Consider the following 23,720-nt stretch of genomic DNA (forward strand, 5'->3'; position numbering starts at 1 on the left):
CCGACGATCAGCACCCGGGGGGCGCGCGCGTGGCCGACCCGCGGCCACAGACCGAGGACGGGGGAGAGCGCGAGGCTCAGGGATAGTTGACGACGCGTCAGAGCCAAGACGCGAAGCCTAGCAGCCCGTGGTGCAATCCCTCGCGCCGCCTCGCTTGGCCTTTTCGCCGAGGGCTTTGTCGCCCTCCGCGAAAATTCCGGCGCGAGGCGACACGATGCATTACACCACGGGCTGCTAGCAGCCCTGAATCAAGCGCTGTGCGCTCGACGACGATGACCTGGGCCGAGACGGGCAACTGCGCATGACACGCGGCTCGTTCACGACAATCGACGAGCTCATTGGAGACCTTCGGATGACCGCGCCAGCGCCTGATCGAGCAGGCCCAGGATCGTCTCGGCCTCCTCCTCGCGCAGGCAAAGCGGCGGGCAGACCCACACCATCGGCCCCCGCGAGGGCAGATACACCCCGAGCTCCCACGCGCGCTCGACCAACTCCTGCGCGCTACGATCGAGCTCGAGCGCGCGCATCAACCCGAACCCACGCTGCCCAACCACCATCGCGTGCCGCTCGCTCAAGCCCGCGAACCCCTGCTCCAACACCCGCCCAACCCGCTCGGCGTTCTCGGGCAGCCCTTCGCGCTCGAGCACCTCAATGCTCCCGACCGCCGCCGCACAACTCACCGGGTGCGCGTAGTGGGTCAGCCCGCACCACAGGACCTCATCGTCAAAGCGGCGCGCGATCGCCTCGCTGACCATCACCCCGGCCAGCGGCGCATAGCCCGAGGTCAGGCCCTTGCCGAGGGTCATCATGTCGACCTCCACGCCGAAGCGCTCCCGCGCAAACCACCGCCCCGTCCGGCCGAAGCCCGAGAAGATCTCGTCATCGATCAGCAAGATCCCATGCTCGTCGCACAGCGCCCGCACGCCCGGCCAGAAGTCGCTCGGCGGATGCTGCATCCCGTTGGTCCCGGTAAAACCCTCGAGCAGGATCGCGGCGATCGTCTCGCCGCCCTCGCGCGCGACCAGCTCGCGCGCGCTCTCGAGCCAATCCGAGGCTCGCTCGGGCGTGGGCGCGCGCGCCGGGTAGGGATCGTCGATGTGCAGACCCGCGGACATCGTCGCTTCGAAGGGCCGCTTGCGCGCGTCGCCAGCGATCTCGAGCACGGCCAGGGTCGCGCCGTGGTAGCTGCTGCGCCGGGTGAGGATCTTGGTTCGCCCCGTGACCAGCCGGGCGATCTTGATCGCGTTCTCGACCGCCTCGGATCCCCCGGTGGTCAAGAAGGCCTTGGCCATGCCCGTGTGCGCGACGAGGAGCTCGCCGAGCTGGGCGCGGATCGGCAGCGCCGCGCTCGGGGCACAGGCCGGCAGCTCCTCGACCTGCTCGATCATCCGGGCCTGGACGTGGGCGTGCTTGTGGCCGACGTTGACGTTGTAGACCTGGCTCTCGAGGTCCCAGACCCAGCCCTTCCCGGCGACCTCGAAGCGGGCCCGCTCGGCGTCGATGATCTCGAGCGGCCGCGCGCGCGCCTGGGCCGACCAGGTGAAGAACACATGCTGACGCTGACGTGCACTGAGACTGTTCGCGGTCATGATGGGGCTCGAGTGAAGGGCTGGAGCTTTCGCTGGCGACCGGGGGAGGCAAAGCGGGCCCCGGGCGCGGCTGGGAGCTTAGCAGGCGGGCTCTGATCGGCACTCGGCGCTCACCAACCCCGCGCCGCCACTGCCGCGGTCCGATGACTGGTACCTTGGGCCCCGATGCAGATCCTCTCGGCGTTTCGTGGGCTCCACAACTACACGCCGCTCGAATCGCTGATCTACGACAGCTTGGTCGAGCGGGCGATCGGTGCCCTGCACGAGCGCTGCATGAGCTGGATCGAGCCGGAGCTGAGACCCGGGCTCCGGGTGCTCGACGTCGGCTGTGGCGGTGGCCAGGTCACGCTCGCAGTCGCCGAGCGCGAGCCCGAGGCCAGGGTCACGGGCCTCGACCTCTCGCCGGAGCAGATCGAGCGCGCCAAAGGTCGAGGGGCGAGCGTTGGCGACCGCGTCGAGTTCGTCGAAGGCTCGGCCCTCGACCTGCCCTTCGACGACGGCAGCTTCGACCTCGTCTACAGCCTCGGCTCGCTCAAGCACTGGAGCGAGCCCGCTCGCGGGCTGCGCGAGTGTGCCCGAGTCCTCACCCCCGGCGGCCAGCTCATCGTCGCCGAGGGCGATCGCGGCTGTCGCCCGGCCGACGTCGACGCGTTCATCTCGACCTGGCGTGTCCCGGGCCCGGCCAAGGTGCTCGCCCGCCTCTTCTTCGTCAACAGCCTCGTGCCCCTGTGCCTCGATCTCGACGACGCTCGGGCCGCGATCGCTACTGTCCCCAAGCTCGACGCGACGGTCGAGCGCGCCGAAGGTCTGCCGATGCTCGTGATCCGGGGCGAAGCCCAATCTGGCGGAGGCTAGCACCCCGGGGTGCTAGCGCCCCTGGTCCAGTCGAGCGTCAGCGGTCGAAGAGCTGCTCGAGGGTCCCGTCGACAGCGAGCGCTCGTGCCCTGTCGTACCAGCGCTCGAGCGTCTCGAGGTCGCTGCAGGTCTCGATTCGCTCGCGCTGCCCCCCGCTCACGGCGAAGCCCCGCAGCCCGAGGATGTCGACGACCGCCCGACGCAGGGTCACGATCTGACCGATGTGCAGACCCTCTTCACGACCGTGATTGAAGCTGTAGCCCTCGCGCTCCATCTCGGTGAAGGTCTCGAAGCGGCCTTCGTCGAGCTCGCCACGCTCGCGCAGCTCCTCCATGGCCTGTTGAACGACAGCGGTGGGTGCGATCGACATGACGAGTACAGTGTAGCGCCGGCAACTGATAGAATCGAGTGTCTGCAGCGCAAGCAGTGCGGCCCGGATCCCGGCCACCCGAGCGGAGAATGGGGAGTCTTCGCGGGCGTGGTAGACGGCGCCGAGGATCGTCTCGAGCGGGCGGCGGCGTGCCTCGTCTGCGTCGTCGATTAGCTTGATCTGATCCGGCTCGAGCAGGATCAGCGGTGGCGCGACATGCGGCACCAGCTTCCTCCGCATCCGAGCGCGAAGTCGCGGGCTGGGTGCGACGACGACAACCATCGCATTCGTACGAGACTCGGCCGCGAACGCGGCTTGCAACAACGCCCAGATCCAGCGTTTGTTGCGATCCCAGCTGAGTTGAACCTCGAAGATCCAAATTTCGAGGATCCGGCCATCCAAGGTGTGAACGACCAGCACGAGGTCGGCGGCGACCTTGCGGGCGGCCCGGGCCAGGCCAGAGACCTCGACGCTCGGGGTCCGCTCATAAATCTCTGCGACGTCGTCCGAGGAGACGTTGACTGCGGCGCACACGATCTCGGCCAGCGCGCGCCGGGGCATGTTTCGCAGGAGCTCGACGAGGCTCTCGTGGGCGCTGGCGAGTTGCTCGAGTTGGGCCATCGGCGGCTTCCACTCGCAATCAGCGGACCAATAATGAGTCGAGTCATTACAATGACTTGGCACCGACCGCGTCGCAGCGAGTGGCCCGTCAGCGGGTCGCTGGCCCGTCGCCGGGCCATGCGACCCCAACAGCTCTCTAGCAGCCCGGGGTGCAATGCATCGTGTCGCCTCGCGCCGGAATGTTCGCCGAGGGCGCGAAGCCAAAAGGCCGCTGTACCGGGCGTACTGCAAGTTTTGGCGACAAAGCCCTCGGCGAAAAGGCCAAGCGAGGCGACACGATGCATTGCACCCCGGGCTGCTAGGCAACTCGACCACCTCATCCGCGAAGTCGTTGGCGAGGCGTCCCACGATCGAGCCACGCTTGGAGTGAGAGCCGAGCTCACCGCTCGTGCTCGATGGGGTCGCCGGCCCGGCGGCGCCACAGCGCGCGGCCGGTCTCGAGCTCGATCGCCAGCTGCGTGTGCGCGCGGGCAGCCGGGTCGGCGAACGCGGCCTCCTCGACCTCGGTGAGGAACTCGAGCACGCTCGCGGCGGTGTCCGGGCGGCGCATGACGTAGAGGGTCGAGGCCAGCTCGAGCCGGCGAAAGCTCGGGGCGCTGCGCGGCCGGGCCTCGCGCTGGCGCAGCGAGGGATCGAAGCAGTGGTTGGCGTGGACGTGTCCGGTCTTGGGGCCGACGCGCGTCAAGATCCGCTCGGCGCCCAGCTGCTCGTAGCCAAAGAAGCTGCGACCGTCGGCCAGCATCCAATTGCGCCCGTCGGCCAGCGGCGTGGCCTCGATGCTTGCGCGGGCCTGGTCGAGGTCCGAGGCCCCGAGCAGCTGACGCAGCAGCGCCGAGCCCGGAATCCCCGGTCCGGCCTCATTTGGGCGCAGGAGGTTGGCGACGACCGCGTGACCCGAGGGCGAGATGCCCGCGAGCCCGAGGCTGCCGGGCAGACCAAAGACCCACGCGTGGCGCGTGCCCTCGTCGTCGACGGGGACCTCGCGCAGCTCGACCTGCTCCGCCTCGCTCGCCGGCAGCGCCCAGGCGCCCGCGAGCACGGCCCCGTTTGGACCGTCGACGTAGAGCCCGAGCGAGCGCTCGAAGCCGACGCCGCCGAGCAGCTCGGCGAGGCCGCCGTCGAGGACGAGGAGCTCGTGCAGGGGTCGACCACAACGCTGCGCGAGCGCGAGGAGCTCGCCGGCCTCGACCGGCGCCTCCGCGCACAGCCGCTCGACGTGAGGGCGCAGCGCGTCGAGCCCGACGCCCGCGCGGGCGAGCGCGGCGGCGCGGCCGTCGATCAGCGCGCCGATCACCGAGAGGTCGAGCTCAGCCACCGACCGAACTCGAGATCGCGTCGAGCAGGATCGTCCGCGCTGGGCCGCGCAGCGCGGCCGGCTCGACGTCGAGGGCGGGCACCAGCGTGAGCGTGTCGGGCAGGCCGCGACCGAGGAGGAGCCCCGCGTCACGGCAGGTGGCGAGGACGGCCGCGGCGCGCTTCGGATCCCCGAACGACAGCGTCCGGTACAGCCCAATTCCGCCCACGCGCGCGCCCTCGCCGATCGCGTCCGCGGCCTCGTGGGCGAGATCGTGCAGGGCGTTGATCGCCGGCCCGAGCTCGAGGCGATGGGCCGCGCGGAGGTGCTCGTGGGTCCGGATCTGCGACAGCTCGTCGCCGTCCCAGGTGCTGATCAGCTGCAGCGGCGCCCCGTTCCACCAGCGCGAGTCGATGAAGATCTGCCCGAGCTGCCCGCCCGGATACCAGAGCACGAGGTTGGGACAAAAGCCGGCGTCGAGCCCGTCGAGGCCCCAGGCCCCGGCCCCGCTGCGGTAGCCGCCCGAGGCGGTCTCGACCACAGCGAGGGGGATGTCGTGGGTCTTGCACAGCTTGGCGAGCGCGAGCGCGGCCTCGCTGCCCAGGACCCGGCCCGAGCGCTCGCCGACGAGCTCGACGAACACCGCGACGATCTTCGCGGCCCCGTGCGCGTCGATCAGCCCCTGCAGCGCCGCGACGCTGGCCGCGACGCCGACGTCCTCGGGGTGCGGGATCCGGGGCCAGTCGAACAGCGCGAAGCCCTCGCCGAACCCGGCCGGGTCGCTGAGCGAGCGGGCCGAGGCGGTCGTGTGGCCGAGGTAGCCGCCCTCGAAGCCGACCGCGATCGTGGCCTCGGCCCGAGCCATCTTGAGGCAGCGCAGCGACTTGTCGAGCAGCTCGTCGCGCGAGCTGGTCGTGTACAGGTGCCCGGTCCCGCGCGGGAGGATCGCCCGGAGGTGCTCGAAGTAGTGGACCGAGTCGGGCGTCGCCCAGTTGCTGAGGTTGAGGCGCGAGGCCGTCGGCCCGACGAGCTCACGCGTGGCCATGAACTCCGGCCGGGGCCCGAACGGGGCCTGGAGGCCCGAGGCCAGATCGAGGCCGCGCGCGTGCTTCTTGGCGGGCGCGGGGCTGCGCAGGGGGATCCGGTAGTACTCGGCCGTCGCGTCGCCACCGTACTGGTTCTCGAGCACCTTGGCCGTGTAGGCGCCGAACGAGCGGTTGAGCGCGGCCATCTGGGTCGTCAGCCCGATCCGGTTGCGACCCGAGACGAAGGTGTAGCCGTGCTCGCGCGCCCACTGGATCTGGCGGCTCTTGAGCGCGCGCCCGACCCCGCGACCGCGCGCGCCCTCGGACACGGTCAGATCCGCGGCGTAGAGGGTGTTGCCGGTCCCGAGGTTGGGATCTTGGTCGGGGCCCGAGAGCTCGGCGTAGTGCTCGAGCCCGGCCGCGAACACGAAGCCGAGCAGCTCGTCGCTGGCGCCGTCGCGCGCGACGAGGCCGAGCCCGGCCTCCGCGGTCGCGCGCAGGAATTCCTCGCTGTCGGCCCGCGCGGGCTCGTAGGCGCGCTGCTCGAGGGCCATGATCTCGGCCCAGTCCTCTTCGGTGATCTCGCGGATGTCGAGCTGACCGAAGCGCTGGCGCTTGCCGCCCTCGCGCTCGTAGACCGCGGCGCTGGGATCGTCGAGGCGGCGCAGCGCCGTCGCGACCCGAGCGAAGAGATCGTCGAGGTGGCTGAGCTCCCAGCACGAGGCGAGGCGAAAGCGAATCGTGCGCTCGCCCGCGTGGTAGGTCATGAACCCGCGGGCGAAGCGTTGGCCGATGAACGCGTCGCGCTCCTTGGCCGAGGGCAGATCGAAGGCGAAGGCGGTCCCGGCCACGCGCGGCTCGCTGACCAGCTCGGGGAACTCGGCCGCGAGCGCGTGGAGGCGCTCGCGGATCGGGGCCTCGAGCTCGGCCTGGAGCTCGGCGGTCTCGGCCTGGATCAACCCGCGCAGAGCCGAGGCGACGTTGACCGGCGCCGGCTCGGGGTCGGCCCAGCGCGACAGGACCACGCCGAGCCCGGCCTTCTTGGCGCAGGTGATCAGGTCGGGCGCGGTCTCGGGCGTGTCGCCGAGGCCGAGGTGCGTCCACCAAAAGAAGCTGCCCGAGGTCCCGAACCCGGTCTGGACCTCGTCGATGATCAGCGGCAGGCCGTGCGCGCGGCTGAGCTCGCGGACCCCGAGCAAGAATTCGCGCGCGAGGTGGATGTCGCCGCCCTCGGCCATCATCGGCTCGACGATGACCGCGTAGAGCTCGCCGCCGCGCTCGCCGAGCACCGCCGCGAGGGCGTCGAGATCGCGCGGGCAAAAGATCGCCTCGAACCCGGGCATGTCCACGCCCTTGCGCTTGGCCGGGTTGGAGGTCGCGCCGAGGCTGACGAGCGTGCGCCCGTGGAACGAGCCCTCGAACGCGAGCACCCGGCGCCGCGTCGGGTCGGGGCTGTTCAAGCGCGCGATCCGGAGCGCCTTCTCGTTGGCCTCGGCCCCGCCCGCGCACACGAAGGTCGCGTGGTCGAGCCCGGCCGGGGCCTTGCTCAGCAGGTAGGCGCCGTAGTCGTCGAGCTCGGGCGACGGCGTGACCGTGCTGTCGGGGTTGGCCCACAGGCAGCCGTCGAAGCGACCCTCGTGCAGGCCCGCGAGGATCCCGGGGTGGGCGAAGCCGTGGCTCAAGGTCGCGATCTGGCTGCAGGCGTCGAGCAGGACCATCGGCGGCTCGTCGACCGAGACCATGAAGGGCCCGCAGCTGCGGCGGGTGTCGATGACCTGAGGCTTGCGCTCGCGGGGCACGAGCTCGCCGTGATAGAGGCGCTCGAGCAGCGCCGCGGATCGCGGCAGCGCGCCCTGCTCGGGAATTCGGACCCTCGAGGTCTCGCGGTTGACCCGCAGGTCGGCGGCCGGCGCCTCTTCACGCTGGCGGGTTTCGAGCAGCTCGAGCTCACGGGAGTGCTGGGGATCTCGGCTCACGGCGCGAGTCTACCCGGGGCCCCTTCACCGGCGAGATGCCGGGATTGCGATGGACTGCGCTGGTAGCCGGGCGAGATTTGGGTAAGGTACAGGCCATGGCTCGCCTCGACCTCCGCGCGGCGTTCTACGGTGGGTCGGGGTTCACGCTCTACCACGCCTGGGGGCCCAACTCGGCCCTGCCCCTGAGCCCCCACTTCCACGACGAGTACCTGATCTGCGCCCAGATCAAGGGCGAAGAAGAGTGCCAGGTCAGCGGCAAGACCCAGCGCTTCTCGCCCGGCGACGTCGTGCTCATCAACCCGCAGCAGGTCCACACCGGCAACCAAACCGCCAACGACGAGCTCGAGTACCTCAGCCTCTACGTCGACCGCGAGGTCGTCGAGGGCCTCGCCGCCGAGCTCGGCGCGCCCACCTCCACGCCCGAGTTCACCGTGGTCAAGGCCGGGCCCCAGCCCGAGCTCATCGCCCGGCTCGTCGATCTGCTCAGCCTCGTCCGCGAGCAGCAGGGCAAGCGCCTGTTCCCTCACAGCCGGACCCCGCCCGACCCCGAGATCGAGCTGCCAGAGACCCTCTTGGAGACCAGCATCAAGCTCGGCGCCGAGCCAGACGCGCACGACACCGCGCCCGCCGACGCCGAGCCCGATCTCTCGATCGACGCGGCCCTCCACGAGGTCGTGGTCCTCGCGTTCGAGGAGTTCTCCAACCTCCGCCAGCCGATGCTGCGCTCAACCAACCGCGTCGGCCACCGCAAGATCGCTCGCTCCGTCGAGTACATCCGCAACCTCGAGACCGAGACCGGGGCCAACAACGTGACCCTCGACGAGCTCGCGGAGGTCGCGGGGCTGTCGAAGTATCACTTCCTGCGCCAGTTCTCGCAGGTCGTCGGGATGACGCCAGGGGCCTACCTGCGGACCTTGAGGCTGTGCCACGCGGCCCGCAAGCTGCGAACCACGCAGATGCCGATCTTGGAGGTCGCCCTCAGCGTCGGCTTCGCCGATCACCCCTCGTTCTCGCGCGCCTTCGCGCGGCACATGGGGATGACGCCGAGCGAGTATCAAAAATTGGGCCCGCTCTGAGCCTCGGTTAGGGCCGCGGCGATGTCGCGGCGATGTCGCGGGGCCGACGGCGTGGCCGGAGCGTCCGTCGACCAGGTCATCCAGCCCAGCGGTCCGACTGCGAGCCGACCTACGACGACCGCTTCGGCTCGACCGCCGGGCTGTGATGACGCGTCCGCTCAGGGAGCGAAGCCGAGCTGCAAGCGCGCGCCCGTGGTCCCGGTCTGCGGCTCTCCCGGGCAGGGATCGGCGGTGGGGGTCGTCCAGCCACAAAAGCCGCCGCCCGTGAGGTCGACGACCTGGTCGTTCATGCTCTTCGTCGCTCCGCCGAGGGGCTGGAAGCCGCCTTGACAAAACTCACCGGTCACGGCGAAGGGAGTCCCCTGCAGATCGATGTTGGCGAGGCCGTTGTCGACGTCGCTCTCGCAGCCGATCGCCACGGCGTAGGACAGGCTCGTGACCTCGAGGTCGCCGTGCATGACCGATCCAACCGAGTTCGAGAAGGTCTGATCGTCGATGTCGACCTCGAGGGTCAGCGGGTCGATGCGCAGGCGCTCGTAGTTGGTCCGGACGTCCGTCCCCGGCGCCCCCCCGCCGGCCGTGTACTGGGAGAAATTCAAGTCGGGCCCGAGCGAAGTCAGGGTCAGGTACTCGGTCGGGGTCCCGGCCATGTCGTGGCAGTAGGCGACCCACCCGAGGGCCGAATCCCCCTTGTGAAACAGCTCGTACTCGCCATCGGTGGCGTCCGGCAGCGCGGCCAAGACGTCGGCGCAGGTCTCAGTTGTCGTACAGCTGAACCCGCCCTCTTCGTTGGTGCATATGCCAGCGCAGTCGTCGATCTGCTCGGCGCACTCGTCGACGTCGCCGCAAGCGAGGCCGTCGCCCTCCCAGCCCTCGTTGCAGGTGCACTCGATCATGCCCGAGCTGTCGTCGCAGGTCGCGTTGACGTCGCACGAGTCGGGCATGCAGGTCTCCGCGGGGTCGCCGTCGCCGTCGCCGGGATCGCCGTCGCCGTCGCCGTCGCCGTCGCCGGAGGTCTCGGTCTCGCCGTCCATCGATTCGGGCTCGGAGCCACAGGCCGCAATCGCCAACGAGCAAGTCGTCACGAGGACAGTCGCAAAGAGGGGAAGAGAAACCAGTCGTTTGGTATGCATGTGTTTGGTCCTAGGATTGGTCTGCAGCCGAATGTCTATTTTCGGCCTGGTATCAGCACCGTTGACACGCAGTCGAGACCGAGGGGGTGACATCCTCGACGACGCCACCGGGGCAGAGCCATCGCTCCATGGTCTCGACGGTCGGGAGCCGAATCGTTGCGTGTCGCGGTCTTCTCAGGCTCGGGGGCACGGAGGCGGGCCTACCACAGCGGCGGCTTGATGTCGTCACACAGATAGCGCAAAGAACAGCCAGCTCGCCCCACATTGCGCACGACACGCTGGTCCCAGTTCTTGCCGCGTGTATCCAACCCCCCCCGAGCCCGAGCCCAGCTCTGATCTTCTCGTCGGCGAGGTCGCGACCGAGACCCGCGGCACCTTCATGCTCCGGGTCTCGCCGCTCGCCGAGCTCACTGGCGCCGACCCAAGCTGGCGGTGTCGAAGTTGTTCGCGTTGCGTTCGCGGTGACAAAATTTCGTTGGTCACCCGGGCGGCCTTCACATCACTCGCAAGCTCCCCGCGCTCGGGTGGCCGACGGCGAGAGGAAGGGGTGGCTTCGGCCCGAGCGGGCGTGAATGGGGAGGTTGGGCCCCCCTGTGCCCCTGAGTTATGGTCGGGCCGGCCACGGCCCATGAAACCGGCGATCATCGAAGAACTCGACCTGTCCCCGGGCGACCACTACGGCGAGTTCGAGATCCTCGCGGCCCTCGGCCAGGGCAGCTTCGCGCGGGTGTTCGCCGCCCGCTCGCCCGCGTTCGAGGCTCCGGTCGCGCTCAAGCTCTCGCGCGCGCCGCTGACCGACGAGGCCACGGCCGTGCGCGCGCTCAGAGAGATCAGCATCCTCCAGAACCTGCGCAACCCCTACGTCGTCCACATCCTCGACAACGGGATGGGCGAGGACGAGCGCTGGTTCATGGTCATGGAGCTGCTCGAGGGCGCCACGCTGCTCGAGCACCACGACTTCGCCGCGCCGATGGACCCGGTCCGAGCGACCCGGATGATCTACGAGGCCTGCGTCGGGCTCGACGAGGCCCACGAGATGGGCATCGTCCACCGCGACGTCAAGCCCGAGAACATCTGGATCACCGCGGGCTCGGGCGCCTGCAAGATCATCGACTTCGGGCTTGCCCGAGCCTGGGATCCGGGCTCGACGATGGGCACCGACGCGACCGTCGGCCACATGCTGATCGGGACCCCGCACTACGCCCAGCCCGAGCAGGTCCACAGCGGCAAGCTCGTCGCCTCGAGCGACGTCTACAGCCTCGGGACGGTGCTCTACGAGCTGCTGTGCGCCCACAACCCGCTGTTCGCCGACGAGCCCCTCAACCGCGCGCGCGAGCGCCTCCGCGACAACCCCCTCGGCTGGCTGTCGGCCCACGTCAAGAACGAGCTGGTCCCGATCGACCGCTACCCGGCCGGCGCGCGCCTGCCCGCCGAGCTGCGCCGCGTCGTCCACTGGATGCTGGCCAAGGACCCGGCGCTGCGCCCGACGCGAGGCGGCGCCGCGGCCGAGCACCTCGCCTGGATCCTCCATACGATCTTCAACACCGAGGTCGCCGCGATGCTGCGCAGCGCTCGACCCGACGGGTCCAACCCCAGCCAGCTGCTCGTCCCCGGCGGCTTCACGCTCGGCAACACCGAGAGCTGCACGATCGAGATCGCCAGCGGCGGCCCGGCACGGGCCCACGCGAGCTTGCGCTGGCTCGGGCCCGGACACGAGGCCGTGCTATCCCCGGTCGAGCCCCACGGCACGGTCTGGGTCAACGGCCATCTGCTCGAGCGCCCCGTGCTCTTGGTCCCCGGCACCTACTTCGACGTCGCCGGGACCCGGATGGCCCTCGCCTATCCTCAACCGGGCTCGTCCGGGGCACCGTCATGACTCAAGCGATCATCGAAGAGCTCGACCTGCGCCGGGGCGACCACTACGACCAGTTCGAGATCCTCGCGGTCCTCGGCCGCGGCAGCTACGCCCGAGTGTTCGCGGCTCGCCACCCGAGCTTTGGCGATCGCGTGGTCGCGCTCAAGATCTCACGCGTCCCGCTCGACTCCGAGATCACCGCGATCCGGGCGCTGCGCGAGATCCGGGCGCTGCAGTCCCTGCACAACCCCCACGTCGTCCACATCCTCGATCACGGGATGGGCTCCGACGAGCGCTGGTACATGGTCATGGAGCTGCTCGAGGGCAGCACCTTGCTCGAGCTCCACGACTTCGACTACCCGATGCTGCCCGAGCGCGCGTTCTCGCTGGTCTACCAGGCCTGCGTCGGGCTCGACGAGGCCCACCGCCAGGGCATCGTCCACCGCGACGTCAAACCCGAGAACCTGTGGATCTGTCGGTCCAAGGCTGGGCCGTCCCGCGGCAGCCGAGATCTGCTCAAGGTCATCGACTTCGGGCTCGCCCGGGCCTGGGATCCCAGCGTGACCGTCGGCGAGCAGGCCACGGTCGGCCACATGCTGATCGGGACCCCTCACTACGCCCAGCCCGAGCAGGTCGAGTCGGGCGTGCTGACCCCGGCCAGCGATGTCTACAGCCTCGGCGTGGTGCTCTACGAGCTCCTGACCGGGCGCGTGCCCTACTTCCCCGACGAGCCCTGGGCCAGCGTGGTCCTGCGCCTGTCCCACAAGCCGATCCGCTGGCTCGGCGCCCACGTCAAAAAGGAGCTGGTCCCGCTCGAGCGCCACCCCCAGGGTCGGGCGATCAGCGACGAAGCCCGCGCCGTGGTCCACGCGATGCTGATGAAGGATCCCGAGCAGCGCCCGGCGACCGGCGGCGTCGCGGCCCGCATGCTCGCCGAGATCCTCCACGAGGAGTACGCGATCTTGGTCGCCGCGACCCTCGACCTCGAGCACTGCTCGGAGATCGTGGTCCCGGGCAGTCACACGATCGGCGAGCAGACCGGGACGATCGCCCTGAAGGGCATCGGCGGAGCGGCCGCCCGGGGCGAGGCGCGGGTCATCGCCAAGCTCGACTGGCTCGGCCCAGGCACCGAGGCCACCCTCACCCCCGTCGAAGCTGGCATGTGCTCCGTCAACGGACAAGTGCTCGCCGGACCCGTGCAGCTCGCCGCGGGCGCGCGGATCGAGCTCGGTGCGCTGAGCATGCGCATGCACTATCCCCGCTCCTAGAACGCTTGGAATCGAGCGCCACCGAGCTTCGTAGTCGAGGGCCTCGGCGGCTGCGCCCATCCGCGCGCGGAGCCCGACTCAGCCGTTCCAGGACCCGCTCCTCGCGTGGTACTGCTGGCACTCGTGGCAGCCGCGAGCGCGACGGCCCACGATCCTGCATTCTCTTTGTGCCCCCGCTTCGAGCCGCGTCGATGGACCCCGACCTCGCCCCAGGAGACCGCTATGAGGAGTTCGAGATCCTCGCCGAACTCGGAACAGGGACCTTCGCGCGGGTCTACAAGGTCCGCGCCCCCGGTCACCCGGAGCCCGTCGCGCTCAAGCTCTCGCGCACCCCAGTCGAGAGCGAGGCCACCGCCTTGCGGGCGCTCCGCGAGATCCGAATCCTCGAGTCGCTGACCAACCCCCACGTGGTCCGGATCCTCGATCACGGCATGGGCCAGGACGAGCGCTGGTACATGCTCATGGAGCTACTCGAGGGCGCGGACCTGCTCGAGGTCCACTACTTCCACGAGCCGATGGACCCAGTCCGCGCGTGCAGGCTGATCTACGAGGCCTGCGTCGGCCTCGACGAGGCCCACCAGATGGGCATCGTCCACCGCGACATCAAGCCCGAGAACCTCTGGATCCTGCCCGACGGCACCTGCAAGGTCATCGACTTCGGCCTCGCGCGCGGTTGGGATCCGGGCACCACGATGGGCATCACCGCGACCATGGGTCACATGCTGGTCGGGACCCCGCACTACAGCCAGCCCGAGCAGGTCCTCGGCTCCGAGCTGGTCCCGGCCAGCGACGTCTACAGCCTCGGGATCGTGCTCTACGAGCTGCTCTCGGCCCACATGCCGCTGTTCGCCAAGGAGCCGTGCAACGCGATCCGCGAGCGCCTGCTCGACGAGCCCCTCGAGTGGCTCTCGGCCCACGTCAAGCGCGACCTCGTGCCCCTCGATCGCTACCGCAACTGTCGCAAGCAGCTGCCCAAGCGCCTGATGCAGCTGTGCCACTGGATGCTGCAAAAAGCGCCGGACCAGCGCCCGGCCACGGGTGGAGTGGTCGCGCGGCAGCTCGCGTCGATCCTCCGCCGCGAGTTCGAGACGCCCGTCGCGGCGGTCCTGCACATCCACGACGCGCGCGGCACCCGAGAGCTCGAGTTCATCATCCCGGGCAAGCAGAAGATCGGCACCAGCGACGCCTGCCTGATCCAGACCGCGAGCGACGGCACCAACCGCGCCCAAGCGGTGCTCCACTGGGGCGGACGCGGGACCGAGGCCGTGCTCACCCCGGTCGAGCCCTTTGGCGGCGTCACGGTCGACGGCGTCGACGCCAACCAGCCGCTGCGGCTCCCAGCCGGGACCACGATCAAGGCCGGGCGACTGACGATGACGATCGAGTATCCATGAGCTGGCTGGCTCCATGGCGTCGGTTTGCGCGACGATGATTGCCCCAGTAAACGCGCGGTCGTGAGCCCGCTTTGCACGTGGACGCGCATTGCGAAAATCTCGAGTTCGGGATACTCGTGTTTGAGCCCTCGGGTAGCACCATCCCTCGACGTGTCATTCACATCGCCGGAGGACCCGTCTGGATGCGAACTCGTCGACTCCCTCATCGACGGTCGGCCGGTGCCCCGCACCGACCCGGGTCCCCGGTCAGCACGATGTCCTCGACCAAGCAAGCCAACGCGATCCTCGAGCTCCCGACCCCGCCGTCGAGCCCGGCGAGCCCGCCCACGAGCCCGCCTCCGCAGCCGCGCACGTGGTCGCGAGCCGTCAAGCGCCGCCGGCCCAAGGCGCCCTTGCTGCCTCGACCGCGGCGGGCCTGACCGACTGGGCCTGACTGACTGGGCCTGACCGATGGGGCCGATGTTCAGCGCCCGAACACGACCGACTCGCGCCTGAACATCCACGCCGTCAGCCACACGCACGCGGCCGCGACGGCGATCGCCGAGAGCATCGGCAGGACGAAGTCGAGGGCGCCGACGGCCTCGCCCCCGAACACTCGCTCGACGACGATCTGCTGGCCGACGCCGGGGATCAGCAGCGCGCCAATCGTGCGCTCGAGCCCGGTCATCATGCCGATCAGCGCGGGCACCATCGGCACGAACACCAGCAGCGAGATATAGGTCTGGGCCTCCTTGAACGAGCGCGCGAAACTTGCGACCAGGATCTGCAGCGCGCTCGCCATCAGCGCCATCGGGGCGGCCGCGAGCAGCACGCCGACCAGCGCCAGCGCCGTCAGATCCAGGCTCAGCCCGAGATCGCGCACGGGCGTGTACTCGAGCACGAACACGCAGCACAGCAGGGTCAAGATCACGCAGCCGAGCGCGAACACGACCGCCGCGAGCCACTTGCCGACGACGATCGCCGAGCGCGGCACGGGGTTGAGCAGCAGCGGCTCGAGCGAACCGCGCTCGCGCTCGCCCGCGGTCGCGTCGACGGCCAGCTGCATGCCGCCGATGAAGGTCGCCATGAGCACGAACATCGGCACGAACGCGAACACGCTGGCCGCGAGCTCCTGCTCGGAGGCGACCTCGACCTGCGCGACGACGACCGGGCGCACGACCTCGGGATCGATCCCGCGCGCGAGCAGGCGCCGACTGGCGATGTCGTGGCCGTAGTACTCGAGCAGCCTCTGAATGTGGCCGACCGCGGCGCGGCTGTCGTTGCGCGAGCCGTCGACGATCAGCTCGAGCTGCGCGGGCGTGCCCCTCGCGAGGTTCTCGCCGAAGCCCTCGGGCACGCTGAGCACGAAGGGGACCTCGCCCTCGCTCACGGCCGCGCGCGGATCTTCGGGCGCGTCGACGAGCTCGACGCCGTGGCCCTCGAGCCAGCCGACGAGCTCGGGCGCGCGCTCCTGGCCGACGATCGGGACCGGGACCTCGGCCGCGTCGCGCTGCTTGTCGGCCATGAACCCGAACAGCAGGCCCGAGAGCAGCGGCCCAAGCAGGGGGTAGAGCAGGGCCGAAAACAGCGCCCGACGATCGCGGACGCCGTCGAGCAGCTCCTTGCGCAGCACGATCCGCATCGCCCGCAGCCACGACGAAAGCGCGCTCACGGAGCCTGCCCCCCCGCCGCGCTCAGCGACTCGACGCTCTCGACGCCCGTGAGCTTGACGAAGGCGTCTTCGAGATCGCGGTGGCCGCTGAGCTCGCGCAGCTCGTCGGGGGTCCCGCGCGCGACCACGCGCCCGTCGGCGACGATCACGATCACGTCGCACAGGGCCGAGACCTCTTGCATGACGTGGCTCGAGAACAACACGCACTTGCCCTCGTCGCGCAGCCCGCGGATCAGCTTGCGCATCGCCCGGGTGCTCATCACGTCGAGGCCGTTGGTCGGCTCGTCGAGGATCACGTTGTTGGGCCCGTGGACGAGCGCGCGCGCGAGCGAGACCTTCATACGCTCGCCCTGCGAGAAGCCCTGGGCCCGGCGATCGACGATCCCGCGCATGTCGAGGCGCTCGACGAGGGTCGAGATGCGCTGCTCGAGCGCGTCGCCGCGCAGGCCCTGGAGCTCGCCGAAGTAGCGCACGTGCTCGCGCGCCGACAGCCGCGGGTACAGACCGTGGGCGTCGGGCAGGACCCCGACCCTGGCCTGGGCTGCGAGCGGCGCCGCGACCACGTCGACCTCGTCGATCTGCACGGTCCCGTGGTCGGGCTTCATCAACCCGTAGAGCAGGCGCAGGGTCGTCGTCTTTCCTGCCCCGTTGGGCCCGAGCAGCCCGGTGATCTGGCCGTCCTCGGCGCGCAGCGAGACCTCGGCGACGGCGACGAGCTCGCCAAAGCGCTTGCGCAGGCCCTCGGCGACGATCATGGCTCAGCCCTCCCCCCGAGCGGCTCGCCCTGGGCGAGGGCGCTGCCGGAGTTGGAGTCGGCCTCGGCGTCGGACTCGGCGTCGGACTCGGGCTCGGCGTCGAGGACCGGCGCGTCGGCGCCCTGCCCCTTAGCGATCGTCCACGGCCCATTCGGCGACAAGAACACGCCCGGCCGCGCGAGCCCATCGAGGCAGCTCGAGTCGAGCGCCGCGGGGTCGGGGGCGGCGAAGAAGTCGGCGATCAGCTCGGGCGCGCAGCCGTTGTGCCACACGCCATGGCTGACCGCGTCGACGGTGACGTGGCGCGCGTCGCCGAGCCGCTCCGCGAGCTGCTCGGCCAGCTTCGGCGGCGTCACCGGATCGTAGCGACCCGACAACAGCAGCGTCGGCACGTCGGAGCTGATCGGCTCGTGGAACCCGGCGTCGATCTCGGCGTGGGGCCAGCGCGCGCAGGCCTGCTCGAGCTGCTCGAGCGGGTGGTCATCGAAGAACTCGAGCCCGGCCGTGGCCTCGCGCCGGGCGGCCTCGTCGACCCCCGCGAGCTCCTCGGCGCAGGCGACCGACAGGTACAGCCCCGTGCTCACGGTCTTGGACTGTTGGGCCGTGCGCAGGGCCACCGCCGCGACCGGGCCCCAGTCGCCCACGTAGGCCCGCTCGATCAGCAGCGGGACCAGGGCGGCGAACTGGCTCGAGTAGAGCGTCCCCCCGAGCACGTGGACGAAGCCCTCGCGCGAGATCTCGACGCGCGTGGGCGCCCCTGTGCGCGGGTGGTTGAAGGCCTCGAGCGCCCGGTTCTCGTCGAGGTCGCGCAGGACCTGGGCGAGCTTGCGCTCGAGCCCGGGGTAGGCGGCCGCGCACCCTCGATCTTCGCGGCAGTCGGCGAACGCCAGCTTCAGCGCGCGCTCGAAGTTCGAAGGCATCGCGAGCGAGACCGAGCTGTCGGTCGGGACCACGCCGTCGAGCACCGCGCTGCGGACCCGCGAAGCGTGGCGGCGCATGTAGACCTGCGCGGCCAGGGTCCCGTAGGAGATCCCCAGGAGGTTGACCTGCCCGTAGCCGAGCCCGGCGCGGACCTCATCGAGGTCGTCGATCATCGCCGCGGTCGTGTACTGGGTCGGGTCGACGCCCGCGGCGGCGAACTCGGCCACGCAGCCGTCGAGCTTGGTCACGTCGAAGCTCGCGCCGAGCAGCTCGCCGAGGTCGTCGGGATCTTCGACGTCGCAGCGCAGCGGCCCCGAGCCGCCGGTCCCGCGCAGGTCGACGAAGACCATGTCGCGCTCGCGGCGGATCGCGTCGAACCTCGACACGATCATCGGCGCGAGCGCGGCCGCCCCCTGCCCCGGTCCCCCGGCGAGGAAGAACACCGGATCGCTCGCGGGCGTGCGCGACGTCGATGGCGCGACCACGATCTCGAGCTCGATCTGGTGCCCGTTTGGCTGCTCGCGGTTCTCCTCCACGCGCAGGACGCCGCACTGGAGCTCGGCGACCCCTACGCCCTCGCAGCGTGAGAGCAGGATCGTGGCCTCGGCCTCGCCGCCCTCGGATGACGAAGCGCAGCCCACAGCCGAGAGGACCAACCCGACCGCCCCGGCCACCAGATGACGCGCGGCGAACCACCGGGCTCGTGCGGACGGGCACATGAACGCGGGAAGGTACCACGGCGCAGCCCTCATGCTGACTCGCACGGCAGACACGCGCGCGACCTGCGGCCCAGTCTGCGCCGAGCCACGCGAGCGTGGGTCACGAGTCGGTGCAGACCCCGCCGCTGCCGGTTTGAGCTGCCCGCCGTGAAAGTCCGATCGGACTGCGGGCACGCGGTACGTCCGCGCCGTCGCCCCGGGAGACCCACCCTAGCAGCCCGGGGTGCAATGCATCGTGTCGCCTCGCGCCGGAAATTTCGCCGAGGGCGCGAAGCCAAAACGCCGCTGTACCGGGCGTACTGGAAGTTTTGGCGACAAAGCCCTCGGCGAAAAGGCCAAGCGAGGGGGCGCGAGGCATTGCACCCCGGGCTGCTAGCTACTCCATGAAGAGTGCATTCGTCGACCTCGGGCGCGAGCCTCACCAATACGAGTACCGCACCGACAACTGCGGTTCCCGCAGGCAAGACAGGGATCCGAACGGCCAAAGCTTGGTCCTCACTCGCGCGCTCCACTGGCACGCATGCTGCAAAATTTGACTCCCGAACGCCCCCTGCGTCGCGGAAGCAGGCGCGGGACCACAGCGCAACCAAGGACATCGAATGACCCGGTATGTACCCACCTCACTCGCCCTCCTCTTCTTGGTCAGCGCCTGCGACATCACCGAAGTCGACCTCCCGCTGACCGCCCTCGCGTGTGATGCCGACAGCGTCAACGCCGACCCCTTCACGGTCGCCGACGCCTTGGCTGACAACGTCGCCGACCACGAGGACCTCGACGACTACAGCTACGACAGCACCTCGGCCACCATCATCGCCCTCGCTGGCACGTCAGCGACCGTCACCGGATCGGGGGCGAGCGCCAGCGGGAGCACGATCACCGTCACCGCGCCGGGCACCTACGTCGTGAGTGGGACGCTGAGCGACGGCCAGCTCGTCGTGGACTCCGTCGACGAGGGCGTCGTCCAGATCGTGCTCGCTGGCGCGTCGATCACCAGTTCGTCCGATTCTGGCATCCGCGTGGACCAAGCCGACAGGGTCGCCCTGATCCTCGCAGAGGGAACGGCCAACACCGTCGCCGACGGGTCCACTTACCCCACAGACGCCGAGCAGAACGCGGCCGTCTGGAGCGACGACGACCTGTCGATCGGCGGCAGCGGCTCGCTCACGGTCACCGCCAGCTTCGAAGACGGGATCACGAGCAAAGACGGGCTGGTGATCCGCGACGGCGACATCACGGTCACGGCCCCCGACGAGGGCATCCGTGGCAAGGACTACCTCGTCATCCGTGGCGGCACGCTCGACGTGACGGCGGGCGGTGACGGGCTCGCGTCCGACGAGGACGAGGACGCCGAACTCGGCTACCTGCTCATCGCGGGCGGGACGATCACGGTCAATGCCGATGGCGACACCGTCACGGCCGAGACCGACGCGCTCGTCACGGGCGGCGCGCTCTCGCTCCGGTCCGGCGGTGGCGCCTCGCTCACGCCCGACGACGAGACCTCGACGAAGGGGCTCGAGGCAGGCGCGCTCGTGGTCGTGGACGCGGGCGAGCTCACCATCGACGCCTCCGACGACGGCGTCCACTCCGATGGCGACGTGGTCTTGAACGGCGGGACCGTCGAGATCGCCACGGCTGACGACGCCGTCCATGCCGAGTTCACGCTGACGATCAACGGTGGTGAGATCACCGTGCCCCAGAGCTACGAAGGGATCGAGTCCGTTTCAGGCGACCTCGTCGTCAGCGGCGGCACGATCGACGTCACGGCCACAGACGACGGCTTCAACCTCTCGGGTGACGGCGACGACCCGAACGGTGTGGAGTCGGACCCTGATCCCTATGACATCGTGTTCAACGGCGGCCTGGTCACGGTCACGTCGGGCAACGACGGCATCGACTCGAACGGGTCGATCCTCATGACCGGTGGGTGCCTCACCATCAGCGGCCCGACGCCCGGGACGCGGCCCGAGCAGGGGGCCATCGATTACAACGGTGACTTCGTGATCATGGGCGGCGTGCTCCTCGCCTCGGGCGCCGCCGGGCGGATGGCCCAGACGCCGAGCGTGTCCTCGACCCAGCCAACGGTAGCGATCACCTTCTCGTCGGCGCAGGCGGCCGGGACCGCCGTCGGGCTCGACAACGGCACCGAGGCGCTGGCGGTGGAGCCGAGCAAGGCGTTCCAGTCCCTCGTCATCTCGGCGCCGTGGCTCTCGGTCGGCACCGACGTCTCCCTCTACGAAGGGGGGACGGTGACGCAGAGCACGGCCGACGGCGAGACGCTCAGCGGGACCATACTCGTGGACACGGTGTCCCTCTCATCCGCGGTCACTGCCGTGACGCTCTAGCAGGGTCTGGGATCAGTGTAGGATCGGGTTGTTAGAGGGGTGTAGGGGTGGGAATTCGGAGGGGTCCGAATTCTGTGGGTTGTCAGTGTGCTGCAGGTCTGCAGCTGGCTGAGGGGCAAGACGACGGATCAGTTCGTCGCCCAGACCTCGGGCCAGGTGCGCGTACCTCATCGTCACGACGATCGAGCCGTGACCGAGCCACTCCTGGACCTGGCGGATCGGGATCCCGCGCATGACCGCGTGGCTTGCGAAGCTGTGACGCGTGCAGTGATTGTGGATCCGGCGGATGCCGGCGGCCTCGGAGATCTCCGCGAGGACCTCGTTGGTCTTGTTCGCGGACAGGACTTCGCCGTCCGCTCCGGGGAACACGAGCTCACTGTCGGCGTCGACGAGCTCGCGCTGGGCTTCGAGGGCCGCGATCGCGTCCCACGTCAGCGGGAGCTCGCGGATCTTGTCGTTCTTCGTCGACGTGAAGCCGTTGTGCGGGTTGTAGGACTGCTGCACGGTCACGCGACCGCGAGCGAGATCGATGTCTTCACGCCAACGTAGCGCGATGAGCTCGCCGACCCGCAGGCCAGTTCGCAGAGCCACGACCACGAAGGGGTGCCAGTGCGGGGTGTGCTGCTTCGCCGCGGCGATGAACGCCTCGGCTTCCTCGAAGGTGAGGAAGTCGAAGTCGGTCTTGCGCGACTTGAGCAGGCCGACCTCGGGGACGTCCGAGATCAGCTTCCACTTGCGCGCGACTCGGAGGATGCGCGCGAGCAGCTTGAGGTGCTTGTTGACGGTGTTGGGGTTGTAGGGCTTGCCCCGCCTCGTCACCTGTTCGAGCTTCTCGACCTTGTAGGCGTCGATCGCCCGCTCGTCGATCTTGTCGAGCCGGCGCTTGCCGAAGACCGGGAGCAGGTGAACGCGGAGGATCATCTCCTTGTTCGCCAGCTCGGACGGCTTGTTGAGGGTCTTTTGGTACGCGAGGAACTCCTCGGCGAAGCCCTCGAGGGTCGGGGTCTGCTTGCGATCTCCTTCCTGCCACGAGCCGGACGCCAGCAGCTTGCGGACCTCCCGCTCGTAAGCCTCGGCGCCGCGCCTGGTTTGCACGGGGGAGACCTTGCGGATGGACTGCTTGCGGCCGTCAGGCCAGGTGTGGTGCACGTGGATCATCCAGCGTGTGTGTTGGCGGCCATGCTTGTCCCGCCAGGTTCGTTTCCTAACGCTCATCGGTGTTCTCCTCCGATAGCGCGTCTTGGCGAAGCCAACGTAGCACAGCACCCCGCTCGAAGATCAGGCGTCGGCCCAGCCGGCGGTGTGGGATCTCGCTGCGGCTCGCGGCCTCGTAGATCGTCTTGCGGTTGACGCCGAGGAGCTCGGCGAGCTGGTCGGCCGTGAGAATTTCGATCGCTTCTTCGCTACGCACTGGGCACCTCATCCGTGAGTGCTCTGGCCGCTGCGTGAGCGGCCGGAGGCAAGTCCATCGCCAATGGGTTTCGGCGTAGCACCGCGGCGCGGAGACTCACGCTGAGTGCGCGTGGGTCGCACGGTTGAGACGCGGTTTTTTTTGGTCCGTGTGGAGGCCGTGTGGAACTCAATCACTCCGCGAAAACGAACAGTTAGTACGGAGTGAATTGCCGTTTCCGATTTTCCACATTAACGCCCAAACCGATTTCCACACGAACCGTCCCCATATACGAATTCGGCCTCCAATACCCCCTCTACATACGTGAAAACGACTTTTCTGATGTTCACCACCAAGAATGTCTGGCGAAGGGCCGAAACGGGTAGGTTCCCCACGAAAACCCACCGCCGCCGTCTGGCGGCAGACCATTCTTGGGTTGTGGTTCGAATCGTCGGCGCGAGGTGGAACGGCGACTCGAGCCTGGGTTCTGCTCGCCAACACCAACCCCGTGCGGTGCTCGAACACCGCCCCGTACTTCGGGGGCGATCCCGTGGACACGAACAAACACCGGCGTACAGGTCGAACCGGTGGGTGGGGTGCAGCTCATGGTCGCCTGCGTCGCGCTCGGGCGAGCCTCGCGCCCAGAGTCGATCGCGGCATGTCGATCAGCTTCGACGCACGCCGGATCGAACCAGCATCCGCGACGATCTGACCCAGCAAGTCCGCCTCCATACGCTCCCAGCTGTCGATTCGGACCTCGTACACGGCACGGACACTGGGCGGGTCGAGCTCGTTCTCGCCACCAACAGCTCCACGCTCGACCGCTTCAAGGAGATCGGCGTAGGCCATCTCATCGACCTGATCTCCGGGAAGAGCGATCGGCCACCGCGAACTCGCAGCGTCGATCGATCCCCGAGACACGAACCAGCGGACCCACTCGATCAGAATGGCCGGGGGTACAGCGAGGACCAAGGCTGCCCTCTCGACGGAGCCAGCATCCGCAACGACCGCGCCGAGCAAATCCCCGAGCATCAGCAACCATGGCCCACGTTCGACCTGGTAACGACCGCGCAGCCGTGCGGAGTCGAGTGCACCGTCGCCAACCAGGCCCAGACAACTGGCGTGCTCGGCGAGGTCAGCATAGTCGTCGCCCCGGCGAGCACGCATCGAGCGCGTGAGAACCCGAGGCTCCGATGTTGTCACCACGGGCTGCTCTGCCAGCCAGGTTACGCTCGCAGACATTCCTGACATGGCGCCGCGTGCCCAGGCATCGACGAGTTCTATCGATTGAATACCCACGCTGAGCAACGCACGTCGAAGAGAGCCAGCTTCGACCACGAGTCTCACGAGTAGAGCCTTCGTCATGGAGTCCCAGGAGCTCAGCCTAACCGTGAACCGCTCCTGCGGTCCGTCGAGCCTCCCATCCCCGTCGATCCCCCCACGCAACACCGCCTCCGCGAGGTCGTCGTAGTCGTCGCCGGACATC

General features: G+C 69.3%; 17 protein-coding genes. 6 read left to right on the plus strand and 11 right to left on the minus strand.

Translation table 11 applies throughout. The features are described from left to right. Window positions 1-335: 335 nt before the first annotated feature. A complete protein-coding gene (locus ENSA5_RS14530) occupies window positions 336-1,589 on the minus strand; it encodes an aminotransferase class III-fold pyridoxal phosphate-dependent enzyme (protein ID WP_106392257.1) in 1,254 nt (417 codons plus the stop codon). A gap of 165 nt (window positions 1,590-1,754) precedes the next feature. Between ENSA5_RS14530 and ENSA5_RS14535 the strand changes: the two genes are divergently transcribed. Next, window positions 1,755-2,444, plus strand: a complete 690-nt coding sequence (locus ENSA5_RS14535) for a class I SAM-dependent methyltransferase (protein ID WP_106392258.1) — start codon at window positions 1,755-1,757, stop codon at window positions 2,442-2,444. Window positions 2,445-2,481: 37 nt separating this feature from the next. On the opposite strand, the gene ENSA5_RS14540 is transcribed toward ENSA5_RS14535, so the two are convergent. The 3 genes from ENSA5_RS14540 to ENSA5_RS14550 all read right to left on the minus strand — a co-directional run bounded on the left by ENSA5_RS14540 (window position 2,482) and on the right by ENSA5_RS14550 (window position 7,730). After that, complete coding sequence (locus tag ENSA5_RS14540; RefSeq protein ID WP_106392259.1) at window positions 2,482-3,435, minus strand: hypothetical protein; 954 nt, start codon at window positions 3,433-3,435, stop codon at window positions 2,482-2,484. Window positions 3,436-3,814: 379 nt separating this feature from the next. Continuing rightward, entirely contained in the window at window positions 3,815-4,750 is a 936-nt protein-coding gene (locus tag ENSA5_RS14545; protein ID WP_106392260.1) for a carcinine hydrolase/isopenicillin-N N-acyltransferase family protein, read from the minus strand. Then, complete coding sequence (locus tag ENSA5_RS14550) at window positions 4,743-7,730, minus strand: aminotransferase class III-fold pyridoxal phosphate-dependent enzyme (protein WP_106392261.1); 2,988 nt, start codon at window positions 7,728-7,730, stop codon at window positions 4,743-4,745. Before ENSA5_RS14550 ends, ENSA5_RS14545 begins: the two co-directional genes overlap by 8 nt. A gap of 95 nt (window positions 7,731-7,825) precedes the next feature. On the opposite strand from ENSA5_RS14550, the gene ENSA5_RS14555 reads away from it, so the two are divergent. After that, on the plus strand, window positions 7,826-8,806 hold the full coding sequence (locus ENSA5_RS14555) for an AraC family transcriptional regulator (RefSeq protein ID WP_181197753.1): 981 nt from the start codon (window positions 7,826-7,828) through the stop codon (window positions 8,804-8,806). A 158-nt stretch (window positions 8,807-8,964) separates the two neighbouring features. Here ENSA5_RS14555 and ENSA5_RS14560 read toward each other — a convergent pair whose 3' ends face one another. Next, window positions 8,965-9,840, minus strand: coding sequence for a GON domain-containing protein (locus ENSA5_RS14560; protein ID WP_106392263.1), 876 nt, complete (start codon window positions 9,838-9,840; stop codon window positions 8,965-8,967). A gap of 727 nt (window positions 9,841-10,567) precedes the next feature. Between ENSA5_RS14560 and ENSA5_RS14570 the strand changes: the two genes are divergently transcribed. The 3 genes from ENSA5_RS14570 (at window position 10,568) to ENSA5_RS14580 (ending at window position 14,456) form a co-directional block, all read left to right on the plus strand. Next, window positions 10,568-11,815 (plus strand): FHA domain-containing serine/threonine-protein kinase, encoded by a 1,248-nt coding sequence (locus ENSA5_RS14570; RefSeq protein ID WP_106392265.1) that lies wholly within the window; start codon window positions 10,568-10,570, stop codon window positions 11,813-11,815. Continuing rightward, a complete protein-coding gene (locus tag ENSA5_RS14575; RefSeq protein ID WP_106392266.1) occupies window positions 11,812-13,062 on the plus strand; it encodes a serine/threonine-protein kinase in 1,251 nt (416 codons plus the stop codon). The genes ENSA5_RS14570 and ENSA5_RS14575 overlap by 4 nt, the downstream gene beginning before the upstream one ends. Window positions 13,063-13,229: 167 nt before the next feature. Continuing rightward, window positions 13,230-14,456 carry a serine/threonine protein kinase gene (locus ENSA5_RS14580; RefSeq protein ID WP_258182850.1) on the plus strand — a complete coding sequence of 409 codons (1,227 nt, stop codon included), beginning with the start codon at window positions 13,230-13,232 and terminating at the stop codon, window positions 14,454-14,456. A gap of 463 nt (window positions 14,457-14,919) precedes the next feature. On the opposite strand, the gene ENSA5_RS14585 is transcribed toward ENSA5_RS14580, so the two are convergent. Genes ENSA5_RS14585 through ENSA5_RS14595 form a run of 3 tightly spaced genes read right to left on the minus strand, consistent with a single transcriptional unit; the run spans window position 14,920 to window position 18,502 of the window. Then, window positions 14,920-16,107 carry an ABC transporter permease gene (locus ENSA5_RS14585; protein ID WP_106392268.1) on the minus strand — a complete coding sequence of 396 codons (1,188 nt, stop codon included), beginning with the start codon at window positions 16,105-16,107 and terminating at the stop codon, window positions 14,920-14,922. Beyond that, complete coding sequence (locus ENSA5_RS14590) at window positions 16,104-16,862, minus strand: ABC transporter ATP-binding protein (RefSeq protein ID WP_106392269.1); 759 nt, start codon at window positions 16,860-16,862, stop codon at window positions 16,104-16,106. The genes ENSA5_RS14585 and ENSA5_RS14590 overlap by 4 nt, the downstream gene beginning before the upstream one ends. After that, window positions 16,859-18,502, minus strand: coding sequence for an alpha/beta hydrolase (locus ENSA5_RS14595; protein WP_181197754.1), 1,644 nt, complete (start codon window positions 18,500-18,502; stop codon window positions 16,859-16,861). The genes ENSA5_RS14590 and ENSA5_RS14595 overlap by 4 nt, the downstream gene beginning before the upstream one ends. A 599-nt stretch (window positions 18,503-19,101) precedes the next feature. On the opposite strand from ENSA5_RS14595, the gene ENSA5_RS14600 reads away from it, so the two are divergent. Then, on the plus strand, window positions 19,102-20,844 hold the full coding sequence (locus ENSA5_RS14600; RefSeq protein WP_106392271.1) for a carbohydrate-binding domain-containing protein: 1,743 nt from the start codon (window positions 19,102-19,104) through the stop codon (window positions 20,842-20,844). A gap of 12 nt (window positions 20,845-20,856) precedes the next feature. On the opposite strand, the gene ENSA5_RS14605 is transcribed toward ENSA5_RS14600, so the two are convergent. The 3 genes from ENSA5_RS14605 to ENSA5_RS39185 form a co-directional block, all read right to left on the minus strand. Continuing rightward, the gene (locus ENSA5_RS14605; protein ID WP_258182851.1) at window positions 20,857-22,002 is read right to left on the minus strand and encodes a tyrosine-type recombinase/integrase; all 1,146 of its coding nucleotides are present in this window, start codon (window positions 22,000-22,002) and stop codon (window positions 20,857-20,859) included. A 46-nt stretch (window positions 22,003-22,048) separates the two neighbouring features. Then, a complete protein-coding gene (locus ENSA5_RS14610) occupies window positions 22,049-22,255 on the minus strand; it encodes a helix-turn-helix domain-containing protein (protein WP_258182852.1) in 207 nt (68 codons plus the stop codon). A gap of 582 nt (window positions 22,256-22,837) precedes the next feature. After that, window positions 22,838-23,719 carry a hypothetical protein gene (locus ENSA5_RS39185; protein ID WP_258182853.1) on the minus strand — a complete coding sequence of 294 codons (882 nt, stop codon included), beginning with the start codon at window positions 23,717-23,719 and terminating at the stop codon, window positions 22,838-22,840. Window position 23,720: the final 1 nt, after the last annotated feature.

It is taken from the genome of Enhygromyxa salina (genome assembly GCF_002994615.1).
GTDB classification, from domain to species: Bacteria; Myxococcota_A; Polyangia; order Nannocystales; family Nannocystaceae; genus Plesiocystis; species Plesiocystis salina_A.

What these genes read in the sequence shown, in the direction of transcription:
- ENSA5_RS14530 (WP_106392257.1), bottom strand. Translation starts at nt 1,589, where the DNA reads ATGACCGCGAACAGTCTCAGTGCACGTCAGCGTCAGCATGTGTTCTTC.
- ENSA5_RS14535 (WP_106392258.1), top strand. Translation starts at nt 1,755, where the DNA reads ATGCAGATCCTCTCGGCGTTTCGTGGGCTCCACAACTACACGCCGCTC.
- ENSA5_RS14540 (WP_106392259.1), bottom strand. Translation starts at nt 3,435, where the DNA reads ATGGCCCAACTCGAGCAACTCGCCAGCGCCCACGAGAGCCTCGTCGAG.
- ENSA5_RS14555 (WP_181197753.1), top strand. Translation starts at nt 7,826, where the DNA reads ATGGCTCGCCTCGACCTCCGCGCGGCGTTCTACGGTGGGTCGGGGTTC.
- ENSA5_RS14560 (WP_106392263.1), bottom strand. Translation starts at nt 9,840, where the DNA reads ATGGACGGCGAGACCGAGACCTCCGGCGACGGCGACGGCGACGGCGAC.
- ENSA5_RS14570 (WP_106392265.1), top strand. Translation starts at nt 10,568, where the DNA reads ATGAAACCGGCGATCATCGAAGAACTCGACCTGTCCCCGGGCGACCAC.
- ENSA5_RS14575 (WP_106392266.1), top strand. Translation starts at nt 11,812, where the DNA reads ATGACTCAAGCGATCATCGAAGAGCTCGACCTGCGCCGGGGCGACCAC.
- ENSA5_RS14590 (WP_106392269.1), bottom strand. Translation starts at nt 16,862, where the DNA reads ATGATCGTCGCCGAGGGCCTGCGCAAGCGCTTTGGCGAGCTCGTCGCC.
- ENSA5_RS14595 (WP_181197754.1), bottom strand. Translation starts at nt 18,502, where the DNA reads ATGTGCCCGTCCGCACGAGCCCGGTGGTTCGCCGCGCGTCATCTGGTG.
- ENSA5_RS14600 (WP_106392271.1), top strand. Translation starts at nt 19,102, where the DNA reads ATGACCCGGTATGTACCCACCTCACTCGCCCTCCTCTTCTTGGTCAGC.
- ENSA5_RS14605 (WP_258182851.1), bottom strand. Translation starts at nt 22,002, where the DNA reads ATGATCCACGTGCACCACACCTGGCCTGACGGCCGCAAGCAGTCCATC.
- ENSA5_RS39185 (WP_258182853.1), bottom strand. Translation starts at nt 23,719, where the DNA reads ATGTCCGGCGACGACTACGACGACCTCGCGGAGGCGGTGTTGCGTGGG.